General features: G+C 65.2%; 24 protein-coding genes. 7 read left to right on the top strand and 17 right to left on the bottom strand.

The annotated features are described in order from the left end of the window. Positions 1–32 precede the first annotated feature (32 nt). Complete coding sequence (locus BLT75_RS10545) at positions 33–788, top strand: FadR/GntR family transcriptional regulator (RefSeq protein WP_176827933.1); 756 nt, start codon at positions 33–35, stop codon at positions 786–788. Here the strand turns inward: BLT75_RS10545 and BLT75_RS10540 are convergent. The 11 genes from BLT75_RS10540 to BLT75_RS10490 form a co-directional block, all read right to left on the bottom strand. Then, a complete protein-coding gene (locus tag BLT75_RS10540; RefSeq protein WP_093030794.1) occupies positions 785–1,612 on the bottom strand; it encodes an N-acyl homoserine lactonase family protein in 828 nt (275 codons plus the stop codon). The two genes, BLT75_RS10545 and BLT75_RS10540, sit on opposite strands and share 4 nt — an antisense overlap. A gap of 12 nt (positions 1,613–1,624) precedes the next feature. After that, positions 1,625–2,737 carry a tartrate dehydrogenase gene (locus tag BLT75_RS10535; RefSeq protein ID WP_093030791.1) on the bottom strand — a complete coding sequence of 371 codons (1,113 nt, stop codon included), beginning with the start codon at positions 2,735–2,737 and terminating at the stop codon, positions 1,625–1,627. A 59-nt stretch (positions 2,738–2,796) separates the two neighbouring features. Further along, positions 2,797–3,108, bottom strand: coding sequence for a UxaA family hydrolase (locus BLT75_RS10530; protein WP_093030788.1), 312 nt, complete (start codon positions 3,106–3,108; stop codon positions 2,797–2,799). Then, positions 3,105–4,262 (bottom strand): UxaA family hydrolase, encoded by a 1,158-nt coding sequence (locus tag BLT75_RS10525; RefSeq protein WP_093030785.1) that lies wholly within the window; start codon positions 4,260–4,262, stop codon positions 3,105–3,107. Before BLT75_RS10525 ends, BLT75_RS10530 begins: the two co-directional genes overlap by 4 nt. 24 nt (positions 4,263–4,286) lie before the next feature. Next, positions 4,287–5,198, bottom strand: coding sequence for an NAD(P)-dependent oxidoreductase (locus BLT75_RS10520; RefSeq protein WP_093030782.1), 912 nt, complete (start codon positions 5,196–5,198; stop codon positions 4,287–4,289). 41 nt (positions 5,199–5,239) lie between these two features. Then, positions 5,240–6,481 carry an ABC transporter substrate-binding protein gene (locus BLT75_RS10515; RefSeq protein WP_093030779.1) on the bottom strand — a complete coding sequence of 414 codons (1,242 nt, stop codon included), beginning with the start codon at positions 6,479–6,481 and terminating at the stop codon, positions 5,240–5,242. A 70-nt stretch (positions 6,482–6,551) separates the two neighbouring features. Then, a complete protein-coding gene (locus tag BLT75_RS10510; RefSeq protein ID WP_245706472.1) occupies positions 6,552–7,388 on the bottom strand; it encodes an ABC transporter ATP-binding protein in 837 nt (278 codons plus the stop codon). 4 nt (positions 7,389–7,392) lie between these two features. Next, positions 7,393–8,193, bottom strand: a complete 801-nt coding sequence (locus BLT75_RS10505; protein WP_176827931.1) for an ABC transporter permease — start codon at positions 8,191–8,193, stop codon at positions 7,393–7,395. Beyond that, the gene (locus BLT75_RS10500) at positions 8,190–9,086 is read right to left on the bottom strand and encodes an ABC transporter permease (RefSeq protein ID WP_176827929.1); all 897 of its coding nucleotides are present in this window, start codon (positions 9,084–9,086) and stop codon (positions 8,190–8,192) included. Before BLT75_RS10500 ends, BLT75_RS10505 begins: the two co-directional genes overlap by 4 nt. A gap of 267 nt (positions 9,087–9,353) precedes the next feature. Next, positions 9,354–10,130: an SDR family NAD(P)-dependent oxidoreductase gene (locus tag BLT75_RS10495; protein WP_176827927.1), complete on the bottom strand. Its 777-nt coding sequence runs from the start codon at positions 10,128–10,130 to the stop codon at positions 9,354–9,356. Between the two features lie 25 nt (positions 10,131–10,155). Then, positions 10,156–11,160, bottom strand: a complete 1,005-nt coding sequence (locus BLT75_RS10490) for a 2-hydroxyacid dehydrogenase (RefSeq protein WP_093030767.1) — start codon at positions 11,158–11,160, stop codon at positions 10,156–10,158. A 112-nt stretch (positions 11,161–11,272) separates the two neighbouring features. Here BLT75_RS10490 and BLT75_RS10485 point away from each other — a divergent pair, with 112 nt between their 5' ends. From BLT75_RS10485 to BLT75_RS10465, 5 genes are read left to right on the top strand one after another with little or no spacing between them, the layout of a single operon-like run. Further along, a complete protein-coding gene (locus tag BLT75_RS10485; RefSeq protein ID WP_093030764.1) occupies positions 11,273–12,736 on the top strand; it encodes an aldehyde dehydrogenase family protein in 1,464 nt (487 codons plus the stop codon). 10 nt (positions 12,737–12,746) lie between these two features. Then, positions 12,747–13,493: an SDR family oxidoreductase gene (locus tag BLT75_RS10480; RefSeq protein WP_093031135.1), complete on the top strand. Its 747-nt coding sequence runs from the start codon at positions 12,747–12,749 to the stop codon at positions 13,491–13,493. After that, positions 13,477–14,373 carry an SMP-30/gluconolactonase/LRE family protein gene (locus BLT75_RS10475; RefSeq protein WP_176827925.1) on the top strand — a complete coding sequence of 299 codons (897 nt, stop codon included), beginning with the start codon at positions 13,477–13,479 and terminating at the stop codon, positions 14,371–14,373. Before BLT75_RS10480 ends, BLT75_RS10475 begins: the two co-directional genes overlap by 17 nt. Before the next feature lie 11 nt (positions 14,374–14,384). Further along, on the top strand, positions 14,385–15,515 hold the full coding sequence (locus tag BLT75_RS10470) for a mandelate racemase/muconate lactonizing enzyme family protein (RefSeq protein WP_093030758.1): 1,131 nt from the start codon (positions 14,385–14,387) through the stop codon (positions 15,513–15,515). An 11-nt stretch (positions 15,516–15,526) separates the two neighbouring features. Beyond that, positions 15,527–16,513: an NADPH:quinone reductase gene (locus tag BLT75_RS10465; RefSeq protein WP_093030755.1), complete on the top strand. Its 987-nt coding sequence runs from the start codon at positions 15,527–15,529 to the stop codon at positions 16,511–16,513. On the opposite strand, the gene citF is transcribed toward BLT75_RS10465, so the two are convergent. From citF to BLT75_RS10440, 5 genes are read right to left on the bottom strand one after another with little or no spacing between them, the layout of a single operon-like run. Further along, positions 16,510–18,012 (bottom strand): citrate lyase subunit alpha, encoded by a 1,503-nt coding sequence (citF, locus tag BLT75_RS10460; protein WP_093030751.1) that lies wholly within the window; start codon positions 18,010–18,012, stop codon positions 16,510–16,512. The genes BLT75_RS10465 and citF overlap by 4 nt on opposite strands. A gap of 1 nt (position 18,013) precedes the next feature. Further along, positions 18,014–18,853 (bottom strand): HpcH/HpaI aldolase/citrate lyase family protein, encoded by an 840-nt coding sequence (locus BLT75_RS10455; protein ID WP_245706471.1) that lies wholly within the window; start codon positions 18,851–18,853, stop codon positions 18,014–18,016. Continuing rightward, positions 18,837–19,586: a glucose 1-dehydrogenase gene (locus BLT75_RS10450; protein WP_093030748.1), complete on the bottom strand. Its 750-nt coding sequence runs from the start codon at positions 19,584–19,586 to the stop codon at positions 18,837–18,839. Before BLT75_RS10450 ends, BLT75_RS10455 begins: the two co-directional genes overlap by 17 nt. A gap of 13 nt (positions 19,587–19,599) precedes the next feature. Continuing rightward, complete coding sequence (locus tag BLT75_RS10445) at positions 19,600–20,022, bottom strand: ester cyclase (protein ID WP_093031129.1); 423 nt, start codon at positions 20,020–20,022, stop codon at positions 19,600–19,602. A gap of 35 nt (positions 20,023–20,057) precedes the next feature. Continuing rightward, positions 20,058–21,005: a glutathione S-transferase family protein gene (locus tag BLT75_RS10440; RefSeq protein ID WP_093030745.1), complete on the bottom strand. Its 948-nt coding sequence runs from the start codon at positions 21,003–21,005 to the stop codon at positions 20,058–20,060. 242 nt (positions 21,006–21,247) lie between these two features. On the opposite strand from BLT75_RS10440, the gene BLT75_RS10435 reads away from it, so the two are divergent. Next, positions 21,248–22,189 (top strand): LysR family transcriptional regulator, encoded by a 942-nt coding sequence (locus tag BLT75_RS10435; protein WP_093030742.1) that lies wholly within the window; start codon positions 21,248–21,250, stop codon positions 22,187–22,189. 7 nt (positions 22,190–22,196) lie between these two features. On the opposite strand, the gene BLT75_RS10430 is transcribed toward BLT75_RS10435, so the two are convergent. Continuing rightward, positions 22,197–22,637, bottom strand: coding sequence for a FixH family protein (locus BLT75_RS10430; protein ID WP_093030739.1), 441 nt, complete (start codon positions 22,635–22,637; stop codon positions 22,197–22,199). Positions 22,638–22,643: the final 6 nt, after the last annotated feature.

Here is a 22,643-nt window from a genome sequence, read left to right as displayed (position 1 = left end):
GTTTACATGTTATGCCGAATCCGGAGGGTGACGTGGCCAAAGGCAAATCTGCATTGAAGGAGGCGGTCGGCTTCCCGCCCGATCGCAGCAAGGCGACGCTCAATCGCACGAGCTATGCAGACCAGGCTTATGCCTATCTGTTTCACCAGATCACCATTGGCGCCTATGGCGAAGGCGAACAGCTGCCGTCCGAGAACGAGCTTTGCGAGCTGTTCGGCATTTCACGCCCCGTCGTGCGCAAGGCGCTCGAGCGGCTGCGCGAGGATGATCTGATCGACTCGCGGCGCGGATCGGGGTCATTCGTGAAACGGCGCAAGAAACTGGCGAACGAAGGTGGTTTCACCGATGGCCGCCTGCGCGAGATCCTGATGAACCTGGAGTTTCGCAAGGTGATCGAACCGGCGGCCGCCTATTTCGCGGCCCAGCGGCGCAGCGATGCCGACCTCGCCATGATCAAGGCCGCTGTAGACGATTTCGAAGCCTATTCCGTCAAGGGTGGCAAGGTGGGCCGGCATCTCGATTTCAAGTTTCACCACGCGGTTGCCACCGCCAGCGGAAATCGCCGGTTCGTCGATGCGATCTCGGCCGTCGAATACGATGTCGACAACGCCGTGAACCTGGTGCGCTACCTGGCGCGTTTCGATCATCTCGAACGGGCCAAGAAGGTCTGGAGCGAGCACCTTGGCATGTATCAGGCGATCGAAAGCCAGAATGCAGAACTGGCCCGCAAACTGATGACAGAACATCTTGAACAGGCGCGCATCCGAATGATGGAGCACCGCCCCTAGGAGCGGGCAGGCTCGATATCCAGCCGCACGATACCGGGCAGCCCGGCGGCATCGACCGGGGCGAACCGTTCCAGCACCAGCGGATCGTGCCCCGCCACGATATGCGCAGGGCTGGGCGCCAGCCGCTTGACCGTCCGGAAGCCTTCCAGCATCGCCTCGGCGTCATGTATCAGAGGAAAGGGATGCTCCAGTTCGGCATTGGCGTAGTAATGCACCGCGTCCGAGGCCAGCACCAGCCGTCCGCGCCGGGTTTCGGCGGTGACCACCTGCAGGCCCCTTGTGTGGCCGCCGACGAGGTGGACGAAGACCCCCGGCGCGATCTCGGCCCTGCCCTCGTGAAACTGCACATGGCCGGCATGAACCCGCTTAACCAGCGCGGCGACCGAGGCCGGATCATAGGGTTTGCGCAAGGCCGCGTGGCACATGCAGGGACCGGTGCAATAGGCCATCTCGACCGCCTGCACATGCAGGCGCGCCTGCGGGAAAAGATCGTGATTGCCGGCGTGATCCCAGTGCAGGTGGGTCAGGATCACATCCTGAACCTTGTCGCGGGCGATGCCCAGCGCGGCCAGCGCGGTTTCAAGCGAAAGCAGAACCTCGCGGCCGCGCGCCCTGGCCTCGGCCTCGGCAAAGCCGGTATCGACGGCAATCACCCGGTCGCCCGACCTGAGAAGCCAGATGAAGAAACTCAGAGGCATCGCCGCATCGGCCCGCGGGAAGGCCGACGGCAGCGGCGCCGTGAAATTCTCATGGACCTGCCTGTCAGCGTGGCGGCCGTATTCGATGGCATAGGCCTCCCAGATGCCGGTGTCCGCGCTGCCCATTGCCGCGCCGCCTCAGGCCGGAATCGCGGCCCGATCCGCGGACCGCGCGACCGCGTCAGCAATCGCCGCGCCGCAGGTTTCGGTATCGGCCAGCCCGCCCAGATCGCGGGTGCGCAAGGGTTTTTGCGCCAGAACTTCCTCGATGGCCCGGACGATCGCCGCTGCTGCCTGGGCATGGCCGAGATGGTCCAGCATCATGGCCCCGGCCCAGATCTGCCCCACCGGGTTGGCAATGCCCTGACCAGCGATATCGGGGGCCGATCCGTGAACTGGCTCAAACAGTGACGGGAAGTCACCCGCAGGGTTGATGTTGCCCGACGGCGCGATACCGATGGTGCCGGTGCAGGCCGGACCGAGATCGGAAAGGATGTCGCCAAACAAGTTGGAGGCGACCACCACGTTGAACCGCTGCGGGTTCAGCACGAAATGCGCGGTCAGGATGTCGATGTGATACTTGTCCCATTTCACATCCGGATAATGCTTCGCCATCGCTTCCACCCGTTCGTCCCAATAGGGCATGGTAATGGCGATGCCGTTGGACTTGGTGGCCGAGGTCAGGTGCTTCTTCGGGGTACGCCGGGCCAGTTCGAAGGCAAAGCGCAGGATACGGTCGACGCCGACCCGGCTCATCACGGTTTCCTGAACCACCACTTCGCGCTCGGTGCCTTCGAACATGCGACCGCCGATCGACGAATATTCGCCCTCGGTGTTCTCGCGCACCACGTAGAAGTCGATGTCGCCGGGCTTGCGCCCGGCCAACGGCGACGGGACACCCGGCATCAGGCGCACGGGTCGCAGGTTGACATACTGGTCGAATTCCCGCCGGAACAGCAAGAGCGACCCCCAGAGAGAGACATGGTCGGCGATCTTTTCGGGCCAGCCGACAGCACCGAAATAGATCGCATCATGTCCGCCGATCTGGTCTTTCCAGTCAACGGGCAGCATGCGGCCGTGCTGTTCGTAATAGTCCCAAGACGAGAACGGGAATTCATCGAAGGTGATATCTAGCCCGAAACGCTCGGCGGCGGCGCGGAGCACCCGCAACCCTTCGGGCATGACCTCCTTGCCGATACCATCGCCAGCGATCACCGCTATCTTGAGTGCGTTTGCGCGTCGAGCCGCCATGATGCGTCCTTCTCTGATGGGTGCCGGCCTGGTGCCGGGCACTGTTGTCTCTGGACCTGTCAGTCGGCGTTCGGGCGGGCCCGGTCGCTGATCAGGTTGTGGGTGTGCACGTGGGCGCCCGGTTCGATCCGGGCGGTGGCCCGGCCGATGGGGGTGCCATATTTCAGAACCGGCGCGTTGGCCTCGATTGTTGCAAGCGCCAGTTTGTGGCCGAACGGTATAGGGTCGCGCAGAACGACTTTCGCTTCGTCTCCGCGCCCGCGGATGCGAACGATTTCGCCACCCGACAAGGGGCGCAACGCGGTGGCGACGTTGTCGCCCTGGTCAAGGGCAATGGCGTCGAAGCCCGGGCGTCTATCCTGAGCTGTCATAACGCGGCACCGAACCGGCTGACCACTTCGTCGCCCTCACCCAGAATCTCGCCCCAGGTGAGATCGCCGCTGGCGACGCCTTGCAGCGTCGCCAGCAGCCCATCTGTCAGCGCCTCGGGCTCCTCCTGCCCGGAAAGCGTGGCATCGGCGCAGAAATCGAATTGCTCTTTCAGCCGGGCGCAACTTTCCGGGTTGGCGCTGACCTTGATCGTCGGCGCCAGGGCCGAGACATAGGAATTGCCGACGCCGGTGGTGAACAGGATCGCCTGCGCCCCCGCCGCGACGAAACCGGTCAGGGATTCCGGTGCAAAGGCCGGCGCATCCATCAGCCAGAGTCCGGGATGGGCCGGCGCCTCGGCGTAGCCGAGCACGCCCTCGATGGGCCGGGCGCCCGACTTGGCGGTGCTGCCCAGCGATTTCTCCTCGATGGTGGTCAATCCCGAGGCGATATTGGTCGGCGTCGGGTTGCGCCCCAGCAGATCGACGCCCGCGGCGATGGCCGCCTGTTCGCGCCGCTTCACTGCCGTGGTGATGGCGTCCGCGACACCGGGCGTCCGGGCGCGGGCCGCCAGCAGGTGTTCGGCACCCAGCCATTCGGTGGTTTCCCCCAGGATCGCGGTGCCGCCGGCATCGACGAGCCGGTCGGAAACGCGGCCCAGCAGCGGGTTGGCCACCAGCCCCGAACTGGGATCGGAGCGCCCGCATTCCAGACCCAGAACCAGTGCCGACAGCGGCGCGGGCGCACGGCGTTGGCGCGACATGGCGCGGACAAGCCCGGCGCCTGCGCGCAGACCGCGTTCGACCAGGGTGAAGGTGTCGTTGCCGCACGCGTCCATGCTGAGCGCGACATGCGGCACCCGGCGGGTCGCGAGCCCGGACGCCAGTTCCTCCAGCACTGCCGGGTTGTCACCGACAAGCAACGCCGCGCCGACATTGGGATGGGATGCAAGCCCCAGCGCCGCGCGGTCGTGGATCGCCTTGTCCTCGCCGATCAGCCCGGCCTCGTAAGGCAGCACGACAACGGCTGCATCGCGCAGCCCGGCGGCGATCCGGCGGCAGGCCGGGCCTGTAAGCCCCCCCACCGACAGGATCAACAGCCGGTTGCGGATGCCGACGCGGCCGTCTGGCCGGTGATATCCCTCGAAGGTGGTCATCGTCCCGACCCTGCGCGCCCTTTCTCAACCGGCCTTCTTGACCGGCTGCTGGCGCGCCTCGACGCCAAGCTTTTCTTCGAGCATGAACATCAGCCGCGCGGTATCGCGGTCGCCGTAGCCCGCCACGATGGCGGCATCGAGCGCCGCCAGTCCACCCCGGCCGATCCGTGACGGAATGCCGAGGCTTTCCTCCAGCTCGCAGGCCAGGCGCACATCCTTGGCGGCCAGACGGATCGCGAAACCGGGGCTGTCGTCCCCCAGAAAACCTTTCTTCGGCATGGCCGTCGAAAACTGGCTGTTCCAGGCCATGGTGTTTTTCATCACGCTTTGCATCAACTCCAGCGTCAGGCCGCATTTCAGACCCATCGCCAGCGCCTCGGTATTGGCTACCATGATCGTGGTCGCCAGCACGTTGTTGGTGATCTTCATCGCGTGCCCCATGCCGGGGCCGCCGCAATAGTATTTCTCGTTGCCCATGCAGTCGAGCACCGGCTCGGCCCTGGCGATCGCTTCCGGCTCGCCGCCGATCATCAGCGTCAGCGTGCCGGTCACCGCATGTTCCGAGGTCTTGCCCACCGGGCTGTCGACAAGGTTCATGCCGCGCTTGCGCAGTTCATCGCCCACCGATTGCGAAGTCTTCGGGTCGATAGTGCTCATCTCGATCACGATGCCGCCCTTGCGCAGCCCCTCTGCAACGCCGTCCTTGCCGAGGATCGCCTCGCGCACATGGCGCGGCTCGGGCAGCATGGTAACGACGAAATCGCTCGCCGCCCCGACCTCGCGGGGCGACGAACAGGCTGTTGCGCCAGCCTCGACCAGGCGCGCGACCGCGTCCGGGTTGAGGTCGAACACGCTGAGCGAATGACCGCCCTTGAGGATGTTGAGCGCCATCGGCGCGCCCATGACACCCAGACCGATAAATCCAACGTTGGCCATTCTCTCTTACCTTTCTCTGGCGTTTCGTTATCCGCGGATCGTCAGGCCGATTTCTCGGTCCAATTATCCATGTTCCACAGCGGCAGGCCGCGCAGGTCGTTCACGTCGGTCCGGGTGAACTCGGCATCCGCGGTCTTCGAGCCCAGAAGTTCGTAAGCCTGCTTGGCGAGCGGCGCGGTCAGTTCGAACGCGCCCTTGACCTGATCCCAGCTCAGGGGCTGTTCGATCACGCCGCCGTCGACCAGGTATTGCGATGCCTGCTGCACGGCGCGCGCTTCGGCGTTGGTGGGCCAGGCCCAGCCGCGGCTGAAGATCAGGTCGTCGTTGACAACCTTGGCGCCATCCTCGGGGTCGAGCTTCCAGTAGTCGTGGACCAGTTGCGAAACCTCGCCCGGATCCTGTGCCGACAGGCGCGCCACGGCTTCCTGCTGAGCCGCCATGAAGGCAACGACGATGTTCGGATGCTGTTCGGCCAGCGAATTGCGAAGAACCCAGAAGGAACGGTGAATGTAGTAGCCTTCCGGATAGAAGGGCGAGTTCTTCACCGAAGGCAGCTGGATGCCGGCACCGGTGCCAAGCGGACCGTCGTAGAAATCCTCGGTGTAGCCGTAGGAGTTCCAGATCGCCTTTGTGCCGTTCTTGGCGGCGGCAAGATACATCGGCTGGATCGCGATGGCTGCGTCGAGCCCGGTGGGCACCGCGGCGGCCTGACTCAGCACCGGCACGTTGACCAGGTTGATGCCCAGTTCGCGCGGGTCGGCGGAACCCAGCTCCCAACGCAGCATCTGCGACAGGGCGTTGTAGGGGTCACCGCCCAGAAGCGAACCGATGGTCTTGCCCTTCAGGTCTTCCGGCTTGCGGATACCGCGATCTTCGCGCGTGACGATCATGAAGCGAAGGCGGCCTTCACCGACCACCATCAGGCTGAGCGGCAGGCCGGCGGCGATGGAGCGGATGATCGGCGTATTGCCCCACATGCCCATGTCGAGATCATTGGCGACGAAGGCTTCGACCTGCGGCATGGCGGTCGGATAGTCACGCCAGTCGACGGTCAGCTCATAGCCAAGCTCGGCGGCGTATTTTTCGAACAGCTTTTCCTTGATCATCAGGGCGGTCATCGGAGCGTTGCCCGCAGCCCATGGGATCCTGCCGCACGAGACCGTCAGCTTGTCGGTGGCCGCGCGGACGATCCCGGGCGCAGCAAGCAGGCCGCCTACGGCACCTGTTGCCGCCAGGAAAGACCGGCGATTGAGGGTCAGTAGTCGAGACTTGGAAACGGACATGGTTTTCCTCCCTTGGTCCGAATGGCTGGCCCTTGCGTGGCGGGCCGGTGAAAATGGGTCTGAGGCCGGGTCAGGCGATGGCGCGATAGGCCTCGTCGCGGATGAGCGACCAGATTTCCTCGCTCAGTTCGGCAAAGCGCGGGTCAAGCCGGACTTCCTCGGTCCGGGGGCGGGGAATATCGACATCGAGCACCGCACTGACGCGACCCGGATGGCTCGACATCACCACTACCCGGTCGGCCAGAAAGACTGCCTCGTCGATGCCGTGGGTGATGAAGATTACTGTCTTGCGGTCGTCCTTGTTGCCGGTCTCGCCCCAGATCCGGAGGAGTTCGACCTGGAGCACAAGGCGGGTCTGGGCGTCGAGCGCACCAAGCGGTTCGTCCATCAACAGCACGTCGGGTCCGTTGGCCAGCAGCCGGGCAAGCGCCACGCGCTGACGCATACCGCCGGACAACTGGTGCGGGTACTTGCTTTCGGCGCCCTTGAGTCCGACAAGCTGGACGAAATGGTTGATGCGGTCTTCGCGTTCGGCTTTCGCCATCCCGGCGCCGGCGGTGCCGTGACGCAGACCGAAGCCGACATTGTCGCGGACCGACTTCCAAGGGAAAAGCGCATAGTCCTGGAACATCACGCCGCGTTCCGCGCCCGGAGCCGAAATCGCCTTGCCGTCCATCTCAATCGAGCCGGAGGTGGATTTCTCGAGCCCCGCGATCATATTCAGAACCGTCGACTTGCCACAGCCCGACGGGCCGACAATGCAGATGAACTCGCCCGGCTGCACATCGAGGTTGAAATCGGCCACCGCCAGGGTGCGCTGCCCTGTCCGGGGCGCAATGAATTCCTTGGAGATTCCTTTCAGGCGCAGCTTTGGAGCGGGTTTCGGTTGGATCATCTGGACACTCATCGGGTCAGTTCCTCCAGGGCAGAAGATGGCGTTCGACAAGGCGGAACAACCGGTCGATCAACAGGGCGATGACACCGACCACGATCATGCAGACGACGATCCCGTTCAGGTCGATGGAATAGGCGTAGAAAACAAACATCATCTGACCGACGCCGCCCGACGTTCCGCCGCCCGACTTGGCGCCGACGGCCAGTTCTGCGGCGATGATTGCGGTCCAGGCGACGCCCATGGCCAGGCGCGATCCCAGCAGGACACTGGGAATGGCCGCCGGGACGACAACGGCGATGACGATACGCAGCCGGGAAATGCCCATTGTCTGGGCGGCGCGGATCAGCTGCCGGTCGACCCGGCTGACGCCATGAATGGTGTTGATCAGCAGCGGGAAGAAGGCGGCGTAGGCCACGATCGTCAGGGCGGCCGGGGTTCCGGTGCCGAACCACAGGATCGCGATCGGCAGGATCGCCATCGGCGCGATCGGGCGGAAGCTCTCGACAATCGGGTCAAGGTTCTCGCGCACCATCCGGCTTGATCCCATCAGCACGCCCAGGCTCAGGCCGGCGGCCAGTGCGATGGCAAATCCGGCCAGCACCCGGCCAAGGCTTTGCAGGGTGGCCCAGACCAGTTCGCCGCTGGCCGTGAGCTCGACGAAGGATTGAACGACCTTCAGCGGCGCGGGGGCGGGCGAAGTTTCGGGCAGGGTCATGGCCCAGGCCTGCCAGATCACCACGAGGATTATCGGCAAAGTGATCGCCTTGGCCCAGGGGGGCATGACATCGGCGGGACGGGTGTTCACGTTCATACTCATGCGTCGATCCCCAATCCTTCGGCCCAGGGCGTGAGTTTGCGTTGCAGGGCGCGCAGCACGAGGTCGCTGAGATAGCCGACGACACCGATCAGCACGATGAAGGAGAAGACTTTCGGGCTCATCAGCAGCTGGCGATACCATTCGATGGAGAACCCCAGCCCGCTGGGCGAACCGATCAGTTCGGCGGCGATGATCGCAGCCCATGCCGAGGCAAAGGCGATCCGGAAACCGACCATCACCGATGGCAACGCCGCAGGCACCACAACATGCACGAGCTGCGCCTTTCGGGTCACGCCCATCGTCTTGGCGGCGGCCAGAAGCTTCCGGTCGATGTCCCGCACACCGTCGATCGTGTTCAGGAGCAGCGGGAAGAAGGCGACATAGGTCATGATGAAGACCGGCAATGTACCTCCGACGCCGAAGATGAACAGCCCGAGAGGGATCCAGGCGATGCCCGAGATCGGCCGCAGCAACTCTACGATCGGGTCGAGATAGGCGTTCAGTTCGCGGCTCAGGGCCATGGCAAATCCCAACGGCACGGCGATGACCGCCGCCACCAGCAGCGCGACACCAAGGCGCGACGCGCTGATCAGGGTCTGGCTCAGGAGCTCGCCCTTGCGGGCGAGGCCGACCATCGCATCAAAGACCGTGGCGGGCGAAGGAAGCTGAAGCGGGCTGGCGACCCAAGCCGCCAGCAGCGCCCAAAGCCCAACGAAGATCGCAAAGGACCGCAGGGCGATGAACCAGCGCGACCGCCAGACCCGCAGGAAAAGCCCGGCTCCGTACCGAGCCGCCGGCGCGGTCGCAGCCTGTGGCGGTACCGCGGCTCCGCGTTCGCCGCCCGGCAGCACGGCTGCATTTAATGGTCGCTGTTTCGGCATTGTCGCAGGCATTTCCATAGCTCCATTTACTTGTAAGGCTACATATCAACTTTCATAGTTGTCAACTATTTTTACAATTTAAAATCGGAGAGAGTTACTCCTTGACGCACAACGGTTTTTCGCAACTGACAGCCCTTTTGCTCGCACCTGGCGGCGAATGCGTTCGCCCGGTAGATTCTCGCCGCGCATGCTTTCACCCCCAACACGGCAAGCGGCCGCGCAGGTTGCTGCGCGGCCGCGAAAGGCACTTGCCGCCCCAAGAGACGGCCCGAAAGTGAATCAGCGTGTCACCGCAGTGAACCCGCCGTCGATGTAGATCACCTGCCCGTTGATATACGCGCCCGCATCGGACGCCAGGAGCAATGCGGCCCCGGCGATATCCTGCGGTTTTCCCCAGCGCCGGCATGGCGTCCAGTCGCGCACGAAATCGTGGAATTCCTTGACATTGGCCTGGCTGAATTCGGTGATGGTATATCCCGGCGCAAGCACGTTCACCGTCACCCCTGTTCCCGCGAGATCGGCAGCAACGGCCTGGGCAAAGGAATGCACCGCCCCCTTGGCCGAGACATATGGGACGAGGTTCGGACGCGAGACATGGCCCATGATCGAACCCATGTTGATGATGCGCCCCGCGCCGCGCTCGACCATGATGCGGGCCGCTGCCTGCGCGACGGTGAAATAGGCATTGAGGTCGGTATCGATCACCTTTCGCCAATCCGCTTGCTCCAATTCCAGGAATGGTTTGCGCACGATGACGGCGGCATTGTTCACAAGGATGTCGAGCCGCCCGAAGATGCCCGCAGCCTGGTTCACGGCGGCGCCGGCAGCCTCGGCATCGTTGACATCGAAGGTCAGCGACTGCACCTCGGCTCCCGCTTCGCGTAGCGCCTGCGCGCGCGCGTGCACCTTCTCGTTCAGGTCCGCCAGGACCAGCCTGGCGCCGGCAGCGGCAAAGGCTTCGGCAACGCCCGAGGCGATGCCGCCAGCAGCCCCGGTTATCAGCGCCACGCGCCCCTCAAGAGAGAACAGTCGGGATGGTGCGAGTTGGTCAAACATGTTGACCTCCATTGCTTTCAAGGAATTACACTAGGCGATTGGGCACGCTCTGCCCCGCCGAACAGGCTTCGATTGCATCCAGCAACATGTGCCCCATGCGAACCCGCGTCCCCACGGTCGAGCTGCCCTGGTGCGGCTGCAGGAACACGTTGGGAAGATCCAGATACCCCGGATGAATGTCGGGTTCGCCATTGAATACGTCGAGCCCCGCCGCCGCGACATGCCCGGATTGCAAGGCGGCGACAAGCGCCTCGTCATCGACCAGATCGCCGCGTGCGATATTCACCACAATCGCACCGCGGGGAAGCAATGCGAGACGCTCTCGGTTCAAGAATCCACGGGTCTGCGGATTGGAGGGCGCGGCCAGGACCAGGAAATCGCTTGCCGCGAGAAGGCCCTCGGCATCTGGATGATAGATCGCCCCCTCCTCCAGGCCGGGCGCCAGTCGCGAGCGATTGTGATAGTGCAGCTCCATGTCGAAAGCCGTGCGGGCGCGCCGCGCAATTGTCCGCCCGATCCGCCCCATGCCGAGTACGCCAAGCCTTGCGCCGGTAACGTCGCGGCCAAGCAGTTGCGTCGGCGACCAGCCCTGCCACGTGCGCTCGTAGAGCATCCGCTCGCCTTCGCGGGCACGCCGTGCCGCGCAGAGCATCAGCATCAGGGCGATTTCCGACACCGCGTCGGACAGGATGTCGGGAGTATGCACAACCGCAATGCCGCGCGCCCGCGCCGCATCGAGATCGATATGGTCGTGGCCGACCGAGAGTGTCGCAATGATGCGCACGGCATCGGGCAACCTTTCGATCACCTGGGCGTCGATGCGGTCCATTGCCATGACCAGCAGCACCTCGGCGCGCTGCCGTTCCGCCGCCGCGATCAGCTCGTCGGCGGTCAGGGTGCGATCGAACGGGTTGGTCCAGACATCCCACCCCCGCGCAATGCGCCGGGAGAGTTCATCCGGCAGGGCGCGGGTGACAACCAGTCTGGGCAGCTCGCCCCGCCGTTGCCGATCATCTGTGAAACTTTCCATATCCGCACCTCGCCAGCCAATGCATTCTTACGGCTAGTTACATGTTTTCCGCTTGTCAATATTAATTACAAGTTGTAGGAGCAAGAGCATACTGACAGCAGGAGATGTTTTGATGGACACCGCCGCTCTTGATTCGCTTACCGTGTTTCGCAACCTGATCGCCGGCCGCTCCGAAGATGCAGATGCTGGCCAAACGCTCGCGGCACTTTCCCCTTCGGACGGAACGGCATTTGGAACGATCCCGCGATCCGGCGTCGCCGAGATCGATCGCGCGGTGCGCGCCGCACGCCATGCGTTCGAAACCACCTGGTGCCGTTTCACGGCGATCGAGCGGGGGCGGTTGCTGATGAAGCTGGGCGAGGCGATCCTTGCCCGGACCGACGAGCTGGGTGCGCTCGAATCGCTCGATACCGGCAAACCAATCAGCCAGGGCCGGGCCGATATCGTCGCCACCGCCCGCTACTTCGAGTATTACGGGTCGGCCGCAGACAAGCTGCATGGCGAGACTATTCCTTTTCTGAACGGCTATACCGTCGCCGTGGTGCGTGACCCGCATGGAGTGACCGGCCATATCGTGCCATGGAACTATCCCAGCCAGATTTTCGGCCGGTCGGTCGGCGCCTCGCTCGCCTGCGGCAATACATGCGTGGTGAAACCGGCCGAGGACGCCGGGCTGACTTTGCTCAGGATCGCCGAGCTGGCCCTGGAGGTGGGTTTCCCAGAAGGCGTTCTCAACATCGTCTTCGGTCTCGGCGCCGAAGCGGGGGCCGCGCTGACCGCACATCCAGACATCAACTACATCTCGTTTACCGGCAGCCCCGAAGTGGGAACCCTGGTGCAGAAGGCGGCGGCCGAGAACCATATCGGCTGCACGCTGGAGCTGGGCGGCAAGTCGCCCCAGATCGTCTTTGCCGATGCCGATCTCGATGCCGCGATGCCGGTGCTGGTCAAGGCGATCCTTCAGAATGGCGGGCAGACCTGTTCCGCCGGCAGCCGGGTGCTGCTGGAACGCCCGATCTACGATCAGGTCGCCGCCGAACTGGCGCGCCGCTTCGCCGCGACCAAGGCCGGCCCGCACGAGCAGGATCTCGACCTGGGCGCCATGGTGACGGCCAAGCAGCAGGCCCGCGTCAAGGCCTTCGTGGCCGAGGCCGAGGCCGCGGGCATCCCGGTCCTGGCGCAGGGCCAGGTTGTCGGCAACGCACCCGCAGGTGGGTTCTATGTCCAGCCCACCCTCTTCGCCCCCGTCCCGCGTGAAACCAAGCTGGCGCGCGAGGAAGTGTTCGGCCCGGTTCTCTCGCTCATGCCGTTCGAGGACGAGGCCGACGCCATCGCGCTGGCCAACGGCACCGATTACGGGCTGGTTGCCGGCATCTGGACCGGCAACACCAACCGCTCGATGCGGGTCGCCCGCGCCATGCGCTGCGGCCAGGTCTTCGTGAACGGCTTCGGCGCGGCGGGGGGCATCGAACTGCCCTTCGGCGGGGTGAAGAAATCCGGCCATGGCCGCGAAAAGGGCTTCGAGGCGCTCTACGAATTCTCGGCCTCGAAAACCATCGTACTCAATCACGGATAAGGAAATGACCATGCGTCTGAAGGACAAGACCGCTATCGTCACCGGCGCGGCCCAGGGCTTTGGCTATGGCATCGCCCAGCGCTTCGTCGAAGAGGGGGCGCGTGTCGCCATTCTGGACCTCAACACCGACAAGGCACAGCAGGCCGCCGACGAGATCGGCCATGGCACCCTCGCCTTCGGCTGCAACGTGACCGATGGCGCCGCGCTGAGAACGGTGGTGGACCAGGTCATCGCCGCCTTTGGCCGGCTCGACTGCGTCGTCAACAACGCCGGCACCACGCATCGCAACCAGCCGATGCTTGATGTCACGGAAGAGGAATACGACCGGGTGTTCGACGTCAACGTGAAGTCGATCTACCTGATGGCCCAGGCCGTGATCCCGCATTTCCGCGCCCATGGCGGCGGCAATATCGTCAATATCGGCTCCACCGCCGGGCTGCGCCCGCGCCCCGGCCTGGTCTGGTACAATGCTTCCAAGGGCGCGGTGAACCTGCTGACCAAGGCGATGGCGATCGAGCTGGCACCCGAGCAGATCCGCGTCAACGCGATTGCGCCGGTGGCCGGGGAAACGCCGCTTCTGGCGCAATTCATGGGCGAGGACACGCCCGAGAAGCGCGCCCAGTTCCGCGCCACCATTCCGCTGGGCCGGCTTTCGACCCCGCTCGACATTGCCAATGGCGCGCTGTTCCTGGCCTCGGACGAGGCGGCGATGGTCACCGGCACGGTGCTTGAGGTCGATGGTGGCCGCTGCATCTGATCCGGCCCCCGCAGGGCTTCGGCGCGAGGGCAGCAGCCGCGACATCCTGGGAGAATGCCCGACATGGGACGCGCGCGCGGGTGTCTTGTGGTGGGTCGATATCCGCCGTCCGGCGATTTGTCGGCTCGCCCCGGCCACCGGCGCCTTCGACAGCTGGGACATGCCCGGAATGATCGGCGCCCTGGCGCTGACCGAAGGCCCCGGCCTGATCGTGGCGCTGGAACGCCGGGTGTGCCTGTGGAACCCGGCCAGCGGCGCCTTTGAAACCCTGGCCGACCTGCCCGAGGTCGAAGGCCATCGCTGGAACGATGGTCGGGCCGACCGGCAGGGGCGGTTCTGGGCGGGCACGATGCACAACATCACCCGCGCGCCCGAAGGCACGCTCTACCGGCTTGACCGCGAAGGGCTGACCCCGGTCAGGGACAGTATCGCGATCCCCAATTCCCTGGCCTGGAGCCCCGACGGGACGCGGATGTATTTCGCCGACAGCCTGCAACACCGGATCGATACCCATGATTTCGACCCGATCACCGGCGCCATGAGCCAACCGCGCCCCTTCGCCGCCAGCACACCGCCGGCCTTTCCGGACGGCGCCACTGTCGATTCCGAAGGGCACCTCTGGGTAGCCGAATTCAACGGCGGCCGCGTCACCCGCCTTGCCCCCGATGGCACGGTCTCGGACCGCATCGACATGCCCGTCGATCGCCCGACCGCCTGCACCCTCGGCGGGCCCGACCTGAGAACTCTCTACATCACCACCACCTGCCAGAACATGACCGAAGCCGAGCGCATCGCCGAACCGCTTGCCGGCGCGCTCTTCTCGGTCCGCGTGCCCGTGCCCGGCCTGCCCGAGCCCCGCGTTATCCTGCCGCCGCGCTGAAAGGAGCCCCCATGCCCGCCATCGCCCGTATCGACGCCTTCGCCTTTCGGGTGCCCATCGCGCAGCCGATCAAGGTCGCCTTCGGCACGTTCCGCGACAGGCCGATGGTCCTGGTCCGGGTCACCGATACCGAGGGCGCCGAAGGCTGGGGCGAGGTCTGGTCGAACTGGCCCGCCGTCGGCGCCGAACACCGCGCCAGGCTGGCGGTGGATCTGGGCCAGGCGCTGGTCGGCAAGAGCTTCGGCGATCCGGCCGAGGCCTTCGACCACCTGACACAGCTGACAGAGGTCCTGGTGCTGCAAACCGGCGAGGTCGGCCCCGTGGCGCAAGTCATCGCCGGTATCGACATAGCGCTCTGGGACATGTCCGCGCGGCGCGCGGGTAAGCCGCTGGCGCGGCTGCTCTCCGACACCCCGATGCAGCGCATCCCGGTCTATGCCACCGGCATCAACCCCGATGGCGCGGCCGAGTTCGCCGCCGCTCGGTACGCCGAGGGCCACCGCGCCTTCAAGCTCAAGATCGGTTTCGGGCGCGCGCGCGACCTTGCCAACATCGCCGAGGTTCGCGCGGCCATCGGACCCGCTGCCGAGTTCATGATCGACGCCAACCAGTCGCTTTCGCCCGCCGACGCCGCGGAAATGGCCCGCGCCGCGGCCGAGCATCACCTACGCTGGTTCGAGGAACCGATGCGCGTCGACACGCCGCTGGACGACTGGGATGCGCTGGCCAAGGCGTCACCGATTCCGCTTGCCGGGGGCGAAAACCTGCGCGGCGGCGATTTCGATATCTGGTTCGCCCGGAAGGCGCTGCGCTACTACCAGCCCGACATCACCAAATGGGGCGGTGTCACCGGCTGCATGCGCGTGGCCCGCGCGGCGGCAAAAACTGGCGCCGTCTACTGCCCGCATGTCTTCGGCGGCGGCATTGCCAGTCTCTCGTCTCTCCACGCGCTGGCGGCTGCCGGTGGAGAGGGAAATCTCGAGATGGATTGCCATCCGAATGCAGGGCGCGAGTTGATTGTCGGCGATCTGTTGCCTGTAAGCGAAGGCACGGTCCCCTTGCCCGCCGGCCTCGGGCTCGGTACCGAACCGGACCTCGCCGCGCTCTCGCCCTTTGCCACCTGGACATCCGACCGGTGCTGAGGAACCAAGCGATGAAAGCCATCCGCGCCCATGCCTTCGGCGGCCCCGAAACCCTTGTCCTTGACGAAATCCCCGCGCCTGAACCCGGCCCGGGCCAGGTGCTGATCGAAATGAAGGCCGCCGGTGTCAACCCGGCCGATACCTATATGCTGACGGGAAATTACGCCATCACCCCCGATCTTCCCTACATTCCCGGCGGCGATTGTGCCGGTGTGGTCGCTACAGTGGGACCGCAGGTGGAAAAATTCGCCCCCGGCGACCGCGTTTTCGTCAGCGCCGCGCTGGGTCGCGACCTCTCGGGCTGCTATGCCGAATACGTGCTGCGCCCGGCGGAAAACATTCTGCCATTGCCCGAGAACGTCGGCTTCGCCGAGGCCGCAGCAATCGGCGTGCCCTATGTCACCGCTCATCTTGCCCTTTTCACCCGGGGCCGAGCGCAGGCGGGCGAGACCGTCTTCATCCATGGCGCCAGCGGTGCAGTCGGCACCGCGGCAATCCAGCTTGCCCATCGTGCCGGGATGCGCGCGATCGGCAGCGCCGGCAGCGCCGCGGGCCTCGACCTCGTTCGCGCACAGGGTGCAGAAGTCGCGGTCGATCATTCCCGGCCGGGATACCTTGACCAGGTCCGAAGCGCGACGGGCGGCGAGGGCCCCGCGCTGATCCTCGAAATGCTCGCCAACGCAAACCTTGCCGCCGACATGGACCTTGCCGCCCCGTTCGGGCGAATCGTGATCGTCGGGTGCCGCGGAGAAATCGTGATCTCGCCGCGTGTCGCGATGATGAAGGAGCTTGATATCGCGGGAACCGCCGTATGGAACGCACCCCGCACGCGGGTGCTGGACACGCTCGCCGATATCGGCGCGGGTCTTGCGGATGGCAGTCTGCGTCCGGTGGTGAACCGCACCTATCCGCTGGCGGAGGCAGCCGAGGCCCAGCGTGACGTGCTGCGCCCCGGTGCCCGGGGAAAGGTCGTGCTCACCGGTCGGATGATTACCTAGAGCCTTTCGGGATCGATCTGCCGCACCACGTCGGTGACCGATCCGTCGCGGTATTCCGAGACGGCGACAACCCGCCCATCCGCTCGGGCCGGTACGGCCCGCGTCGCGGCGTCGGCGGCCCGCGCCCCGAGTTCCTCGATGCTTAAAACCGGCAAACCGGCTGCGCGGAAACGTTCGCACAAATCGCCCCGTGCCGGGTTCACCGCGATGCCGCCATCCGTCACCACGACGTCCACCGTCGCGCCCGGCGTCGTCAGCGTGCCGACCTGCGGCACGATCTTCGCATAACCGGCCGCATTCAGCCGCGTGGTGATCACGCTCATCCTTGCACCCGCAGCGGTATCGGCATGCCCGCCCGACCCGCCGATGATCACGCCGCCCGCCTTGGTGGTGACGTTGACGTTGAAATTCAGGTCCACCTCGGCCGCGCCCAGAACCACCGTGTCGATCCGATCCACCACGGCCCCCCCGATATGCGGCGCGGCATAGACACCCGCCGACATCGACAGGTGCCGCGCGTCATCGCGATAGGACCGCACGGCAGCCTGGTCGAAACATTGCACGTCCATCAGGTTGCGAAACAGACCGGCCTCCAGCATGTCGACATGGAAACCGGTGATCCCCCCTGCGGCAAAACTGCCGGTGATCCCGCGCCGCGCCATCTCGCGCCCAACCGCCGCCGCGGTGGCAAGCGAGATCGACCCGGCCCCGGTCTGGAACGCGAACCCGTCTTCCAAGAAACCGCTGGCCGCGATCACCGCCGCGGCGGTTTCACCGATAGCCAGCCCAAGCTGATCCTCCGCCGGTCTGGTCGTCCCTGACGAAATCCCGCCCGGATCACCGATCGATCCAACGACGACCACGTGATCAACCTTGTCCTGGGCTATGTCCACCGGCCCGCAGGGAAAGGGCATCAGGCTGTCGGTTACCGCCACCACGCGGGCTGCAACCTCGACATCACATAACGGATAGCCCATCGTACCGCAGGCCGCCCGCCCGATCCGGCCGCTGATATTGCCCAGCTCATCCGCCGCGGGCGCCGCCACGAAGGCGACATCGACCTTCAGCTCGCCCTGGTCCAGCGCCCGCGCCCGTCCGCCATGGGTCCGCAGGATCACCGGTTCCTCCAGCGCCCCGGCGCTCACCGCCTCGCCCACCGGACCAGAGATGAAGTTGGCCGATATCCGTCGCACCGTTCCATTTCGGATATGCTCGACCAGCGGCGCATGCACCGGGAAGATCGAGGTCGCAGCGACATGGATGCCTCGGAGCCCGCGCCGCGCCACCGCCTCCATCACCGCATTCAGCACGCCATCGCCGTTGCGCAGGTGATGGTGGAAGGAAATCGTGTCGCCATCCTTCAGTTCACAGGCGGACAGGGCCGCATCGAGATCCGGCAGGATCTTGTTGCGGCGGGTCAACCGGCGGCTCAGCGTTTCGGTCGTGTCCGGGCTGCGCAGGCGGCCATAGCCGGCCAGGGTACGGGGAAGATCCAGCATTTCACACATGCTCCTGGGCGTTCGGGGAAAGATCGAGGATACGGCGCGCCGCGTCTTCGACCGGTTTGTCGACCATTCGGCCATCAACAGCGATCGCGCCAGCGCCAGCGGCCACGGCTGCCAGAACCCTGCGCGCCCAGGCCAGTTCCGCCTCGGTCGGGGCGAAACTTTCTGCAGAGGGCGCAACCTGAGCCGGATGGATCAACAGCTTGCCCCCCATACCCAGCGCCTTGGCCCGCGCCGTGTCCTCGGCCACGCGGGCAGGATCCAACTCGGGCGTCACACTGTCGACCGGCGCATCGCGCCCCGCCAGGCGCGACCGCCAGACCAGCCGTTGCCGCGCCAGCGTCAGCGCCTCCCATTCGGGCACGCAACCCAGGTCGAGCGCGTAGTCCAGATGGCCAAATGCCACCCGCCGCACGCCCTGCGCCCCCAGCAGGGCATCGACCCGCTCCAGTCCAAGTGCCGTTTCGATTTGCGGGATCACCTCGATTTCCCTCCCGATGGCGTCGCGCACGCGGGCCACTTCGCGCGGTTCTTCCGCTTTGGGCAGCATCACCGCCATAGCCCCCGTTGCAGCCACCGCAGACAGGTCATCGGCGATGAATTCCGTCGTCGCGGGATTGACCCGAACCACCACCCGGGGCCAGTCCAGCGCGGCGGCCCGTATCGCCGCCCGCGCCGCGGGCTTGGCCTCCGGGCGCACGGCATCCTCCAGGTCGAGGATCACCCGATCCGCGCCGGATCCCATCGCCTTGGCAAACCGCTCGGGCCGGTCGGCGGGAACGAAGAGATATGTGACAGGCGTGCGCATCGGCCAGACCTCAGACCGTGCGCCCACCGTCCACTTCCAGAACTGTGCCGGTGATGAACTCGGCATCGTCGGAAGCGAGGTAGAGACAAGCCCCGGCGACGTCGCGCGGCTCGGCCAGCCGGCCCAGCGGTACGGTGGCGATGAATTTCGCGCGGTTCTCGGGCGTGTCGGGCACGCCCATGAACGATTCCAGAAGGCCGGTCGCGCCCATCACCGGGGCCACGCAGTTCACCCGGATGCCGTCAGGCGCCAGTTCCACCGCCATCGACCTGCTCAGCAGGTTCACTGCTCCCTTTGTCGAGTTGTACCATGTCAGGCCCGGACGCGGGCGAATGCCCGCCGTCGACCCGATGTTCAGGATCACCCCCCTGCCTTGCGCCCGCATGACCGGCACCACGGCATTGGTCATGTGAAAGATCGATTTCACGTTGATTGCATAAACGCGGTCGAATTCTTCTTCCGTGACCTCCAGGATCGGCTTGTTGCGATGCGTCCAACCGGCGTTGTTGACCACTATGTCCACCCGGCCGCCAAAGCGTCGAGCTTCGTGTACCGCGCGATCGATATCCGCCGCTCTGGTCACGTCGCCCGCCACCGCCAGCGCCGCTGCGCCGATCTCGGCTGCAGTGGCCTCGGCCGCCGCGCCGTTCAGGTCCAGGATCACGACCCTGGCCCCCTCCCGGGCAAACACACGGGCAATCTCGGCCCCGAACCCGGCGCCACCGCCGGTGACGATCGCGGTCTTTCCGTTCAGACGCATCCTGCCATCTTCCTCAGAGCATGCCGATCTGCTGTTGCAGGCCGATGTTGTCGATGGCGGGCCATTGCTCGGCGATCTTGCCGTTCTCCATCCGGAACAGGTCCAGCACGGCCACGTCGAACCGCTTGCCCGTCGCCTGGTAGTCACCGAACGGCCCGGAATGGACCCCGCGGAACTGCAACCGAACCAGCACCTTGTCTCCCTCGGCCACGGTATCCTGCACGTCGAGCTCGATCTCAGAAAAGGCGCCGAGCAGCAGGTCGCCCAGTTGCAGCACGCCTTCGGGGCCGACCACCTCGAAGGGCAGCGTGGAGTCGTTGCGGATATAGGTCGCGGCCACGTTGGCCTCCAGCCATGCCCGGTCCTTGGTGGCAAATGCCTTGAAATAATCCTTGGCGCGTTTGCGGTTCGCTTCGATCGTGGTCGTTTCGGTCATGTCGATATCCTTCATTACGAGGACCTTTTCGGGTCTCAGGCTGCGGTTTGCGCGTCGGCGGGTGCAGCGAACACCTCGAAACCGGCACGCGGGAAATGGATGTGGTGCGTACCCGCCTCGGAGCTTTGCCGGGCGATCACGATCTCCTGCGCGTCAACGGCGACCAGCGTTCCAGCGACGGTCACCTTGGCATTGTCGTCGGGTGTGACCGTCACCGCCTGGCCGGGTTTCAGCCCGGTCGGATCGGCGTCGGCGGCAAAGCTGTCGGCGGGTTCGGCCTCCTTGGCCACCGCCAGCGCCTCCTCCGGCGTCATCTCGGTTGGCGTGCCGTGGCCGATCGCGGCGATCCGGTCCATCCAGGCGGTCACGGCGGGGCTCAGCCGCAACTGCGCATCAATCGCCTCGGCCCCGCAATTCGCGCGCAAAAGCCACAGCGAATGATAACAGGTGATATCGGCCGCGCTTACCGCCTGGCCGGTCAGGTAATCGCCATTCTCGGCCAGCATCGAGGCGAGCCATTCCCCGAAGGCGGTCATCTGCTGCACATAGGCCGACAGCATCGGCGCCATTGCCGACTTGGAAATGTCATAGCCCAGGTAATGGTCCTTGCGGTCGCGCAGGAACTCCTCGGGCAGATGCTCGCCGATGTAATCCACCAGGATGCCGATGGCCGGTTTCCAGGTCGCGCGGTCCCACCAGAACGACAGCGCCTTGGCGATACCCTCGCCGGCCGGATAGAGGCTGGGCTGCGGCTGGATACGTTCCAGCGCGCGAAAGATGACCTCGGTGTCGCAATAGATGTCGGCGCCGATCTGCATTACCGGCACCCGGCGATAGCCGCCGGTCAGAGCGTCGAGCAGCGGACGGGGCGGAACAGCCTCGACCTTGACCGACTTCCACGGCAGCCCCTTGTACCCCAGCGCCAGCCGAATTTTTTCGGAGAACGGGGACAGGTCGTAGTGATGCAGGATGATGTCGGTCATGGGGCGGCTCCTCTCCGCTGGGTCCAGTGATGACAGCGGCGCGGACAGCGCAGTCGCGGCGCATTGCCTTTCGATAACAGGGTTTCCCGAAGCGTCGGTAATATGCATTCACTCCGCCCGTCATAGGAAAAAGTTTTGACACCGATAAAAGCCCGGCGCTTACTGGCATTTGACGACAATTCATCTCTGCCTGTCAGAGGTTTTGCGTATGAAGCAGGGATGGCACCGGTCAAGGACAAGCGATGGATATCCGTCAACTCCGCTATTTCGTCGCCATCGCCGAGGAAGGTTCGCTTTCCGCCGCAGCCCAGCGCGTGAACGTGGCCCAACCATCGCTGTCGCAGCATGTGATCGCTCTCGAACGCGAACTTGACGTTACCCTTCTCGATCGTAGCCCCCGCGGCGTGTCCCTTACGGAATCGGGCGAGGTCCTGCTCAGCCACGCGCGCGAGGTGATCGCGGCGCTCGAACGTACCCGCGCCGCCGTCCGTGAAAGCGGCAGTGAACCGCAAGGCGAGGTCAGCTTCGGCCTGCCCAGTTCCATCGCCATGGTGCTTTCGGTGCCGCTGGCAGAAACCGTAAGGCTGGAACTGCCCAAGGTCCGCCTGCGCGCCATCGACGCGATGAGCGGTTTCATCAAGACATGGCTCGAAGACCAGTCCATCGACCTTGGCATGCTTTACGACATCGCCTCGGTCGGCCATCTGAGCCATCGCCAACTGATGACGGAAGAGCTGCACTTCTTCTCGGCCCCCGATGCCTGGCCCTTCCACAGCCGCGCCGGCAGCCCCGTGCGTTTCGCCGATCTGGCCGAAGTCGAACTCGTATTGCCCTCGCCGCATCACGGGCTGCGCAGCATGATCGACCGTTTTGCCCGCGGCCAGGGCGTAAGCCTGAATGTGGCCACCGAAATGGATGCATTGGCGCAGATCAAGATCATGGTTTCGCGCAGCAGCGGCTACACCATCCTCGCCCCCGCCGCCGCCATCGATTTCGTCGAGCGGGGCGAACTGATCATGGCCCCTATCGTGAAACCGGCGATGGTGCGGCCGGTCTACCTCGTGCGCAACCCGGCCCGGCCGGTCACCCGTGCAAGCCTCGAACTTGAACGGATAACGCTCGAAGTCATCCGGGATCTGGTGGCGCGCGGCATCTGGCAGGCCTTCGATCCGGCGGCGCGCTGATCGGCGCTCAGTTGCAGTGCGTCATGCCGGTGTGGCGGGCATGACCTGCATGATCCGCCTTGGTGTTATCATCGCACCGGGCGCCCTGACCCGGTATGAACTCCTGATCCAGGACGATCACGTCGCGGCGTGGGGCGTTCACTTCCAGCCGCAGCATCCAGCGCCCGAACATCTCGATGGTCAGCGGCACAGTGTAGCTGCCCGGTTCGCCCCCCGGAACCGCCGCCACCGGCGCGAGGTTATGGGCCATCGGCATCTCGGGCATGTCCGCCTTCACGGTAAACTCCGCCCCTTCGACCGGCGCCCCGGCCTGCGACAGGTGTATCGCGCAATCATAGGCAAAAACCGTTTCGGTGGCTGTGCAATCCACCTCGGCCAGCATCCGGTCGGCCAGTGCCGGACTGGCTGTCACGGCCAGGAACCAGGCTATCAGAACAGGTTTCGACATGCGCCC

The organism is Ruegeria marina (genome assembly GCF_900101475.1).
GTDB lineage: Bacteria > Pseudomonadota > Alphaproteobacteria > Rhodobacterales > Rhodobacteraceae > Ruegeria_B > Ruegeria_B marina.
The sequence above is the reverse complement of the archived record's forward strand: the minus strand, read 5'-3'. Positions and strand labels throughout refer to the sequence as shown.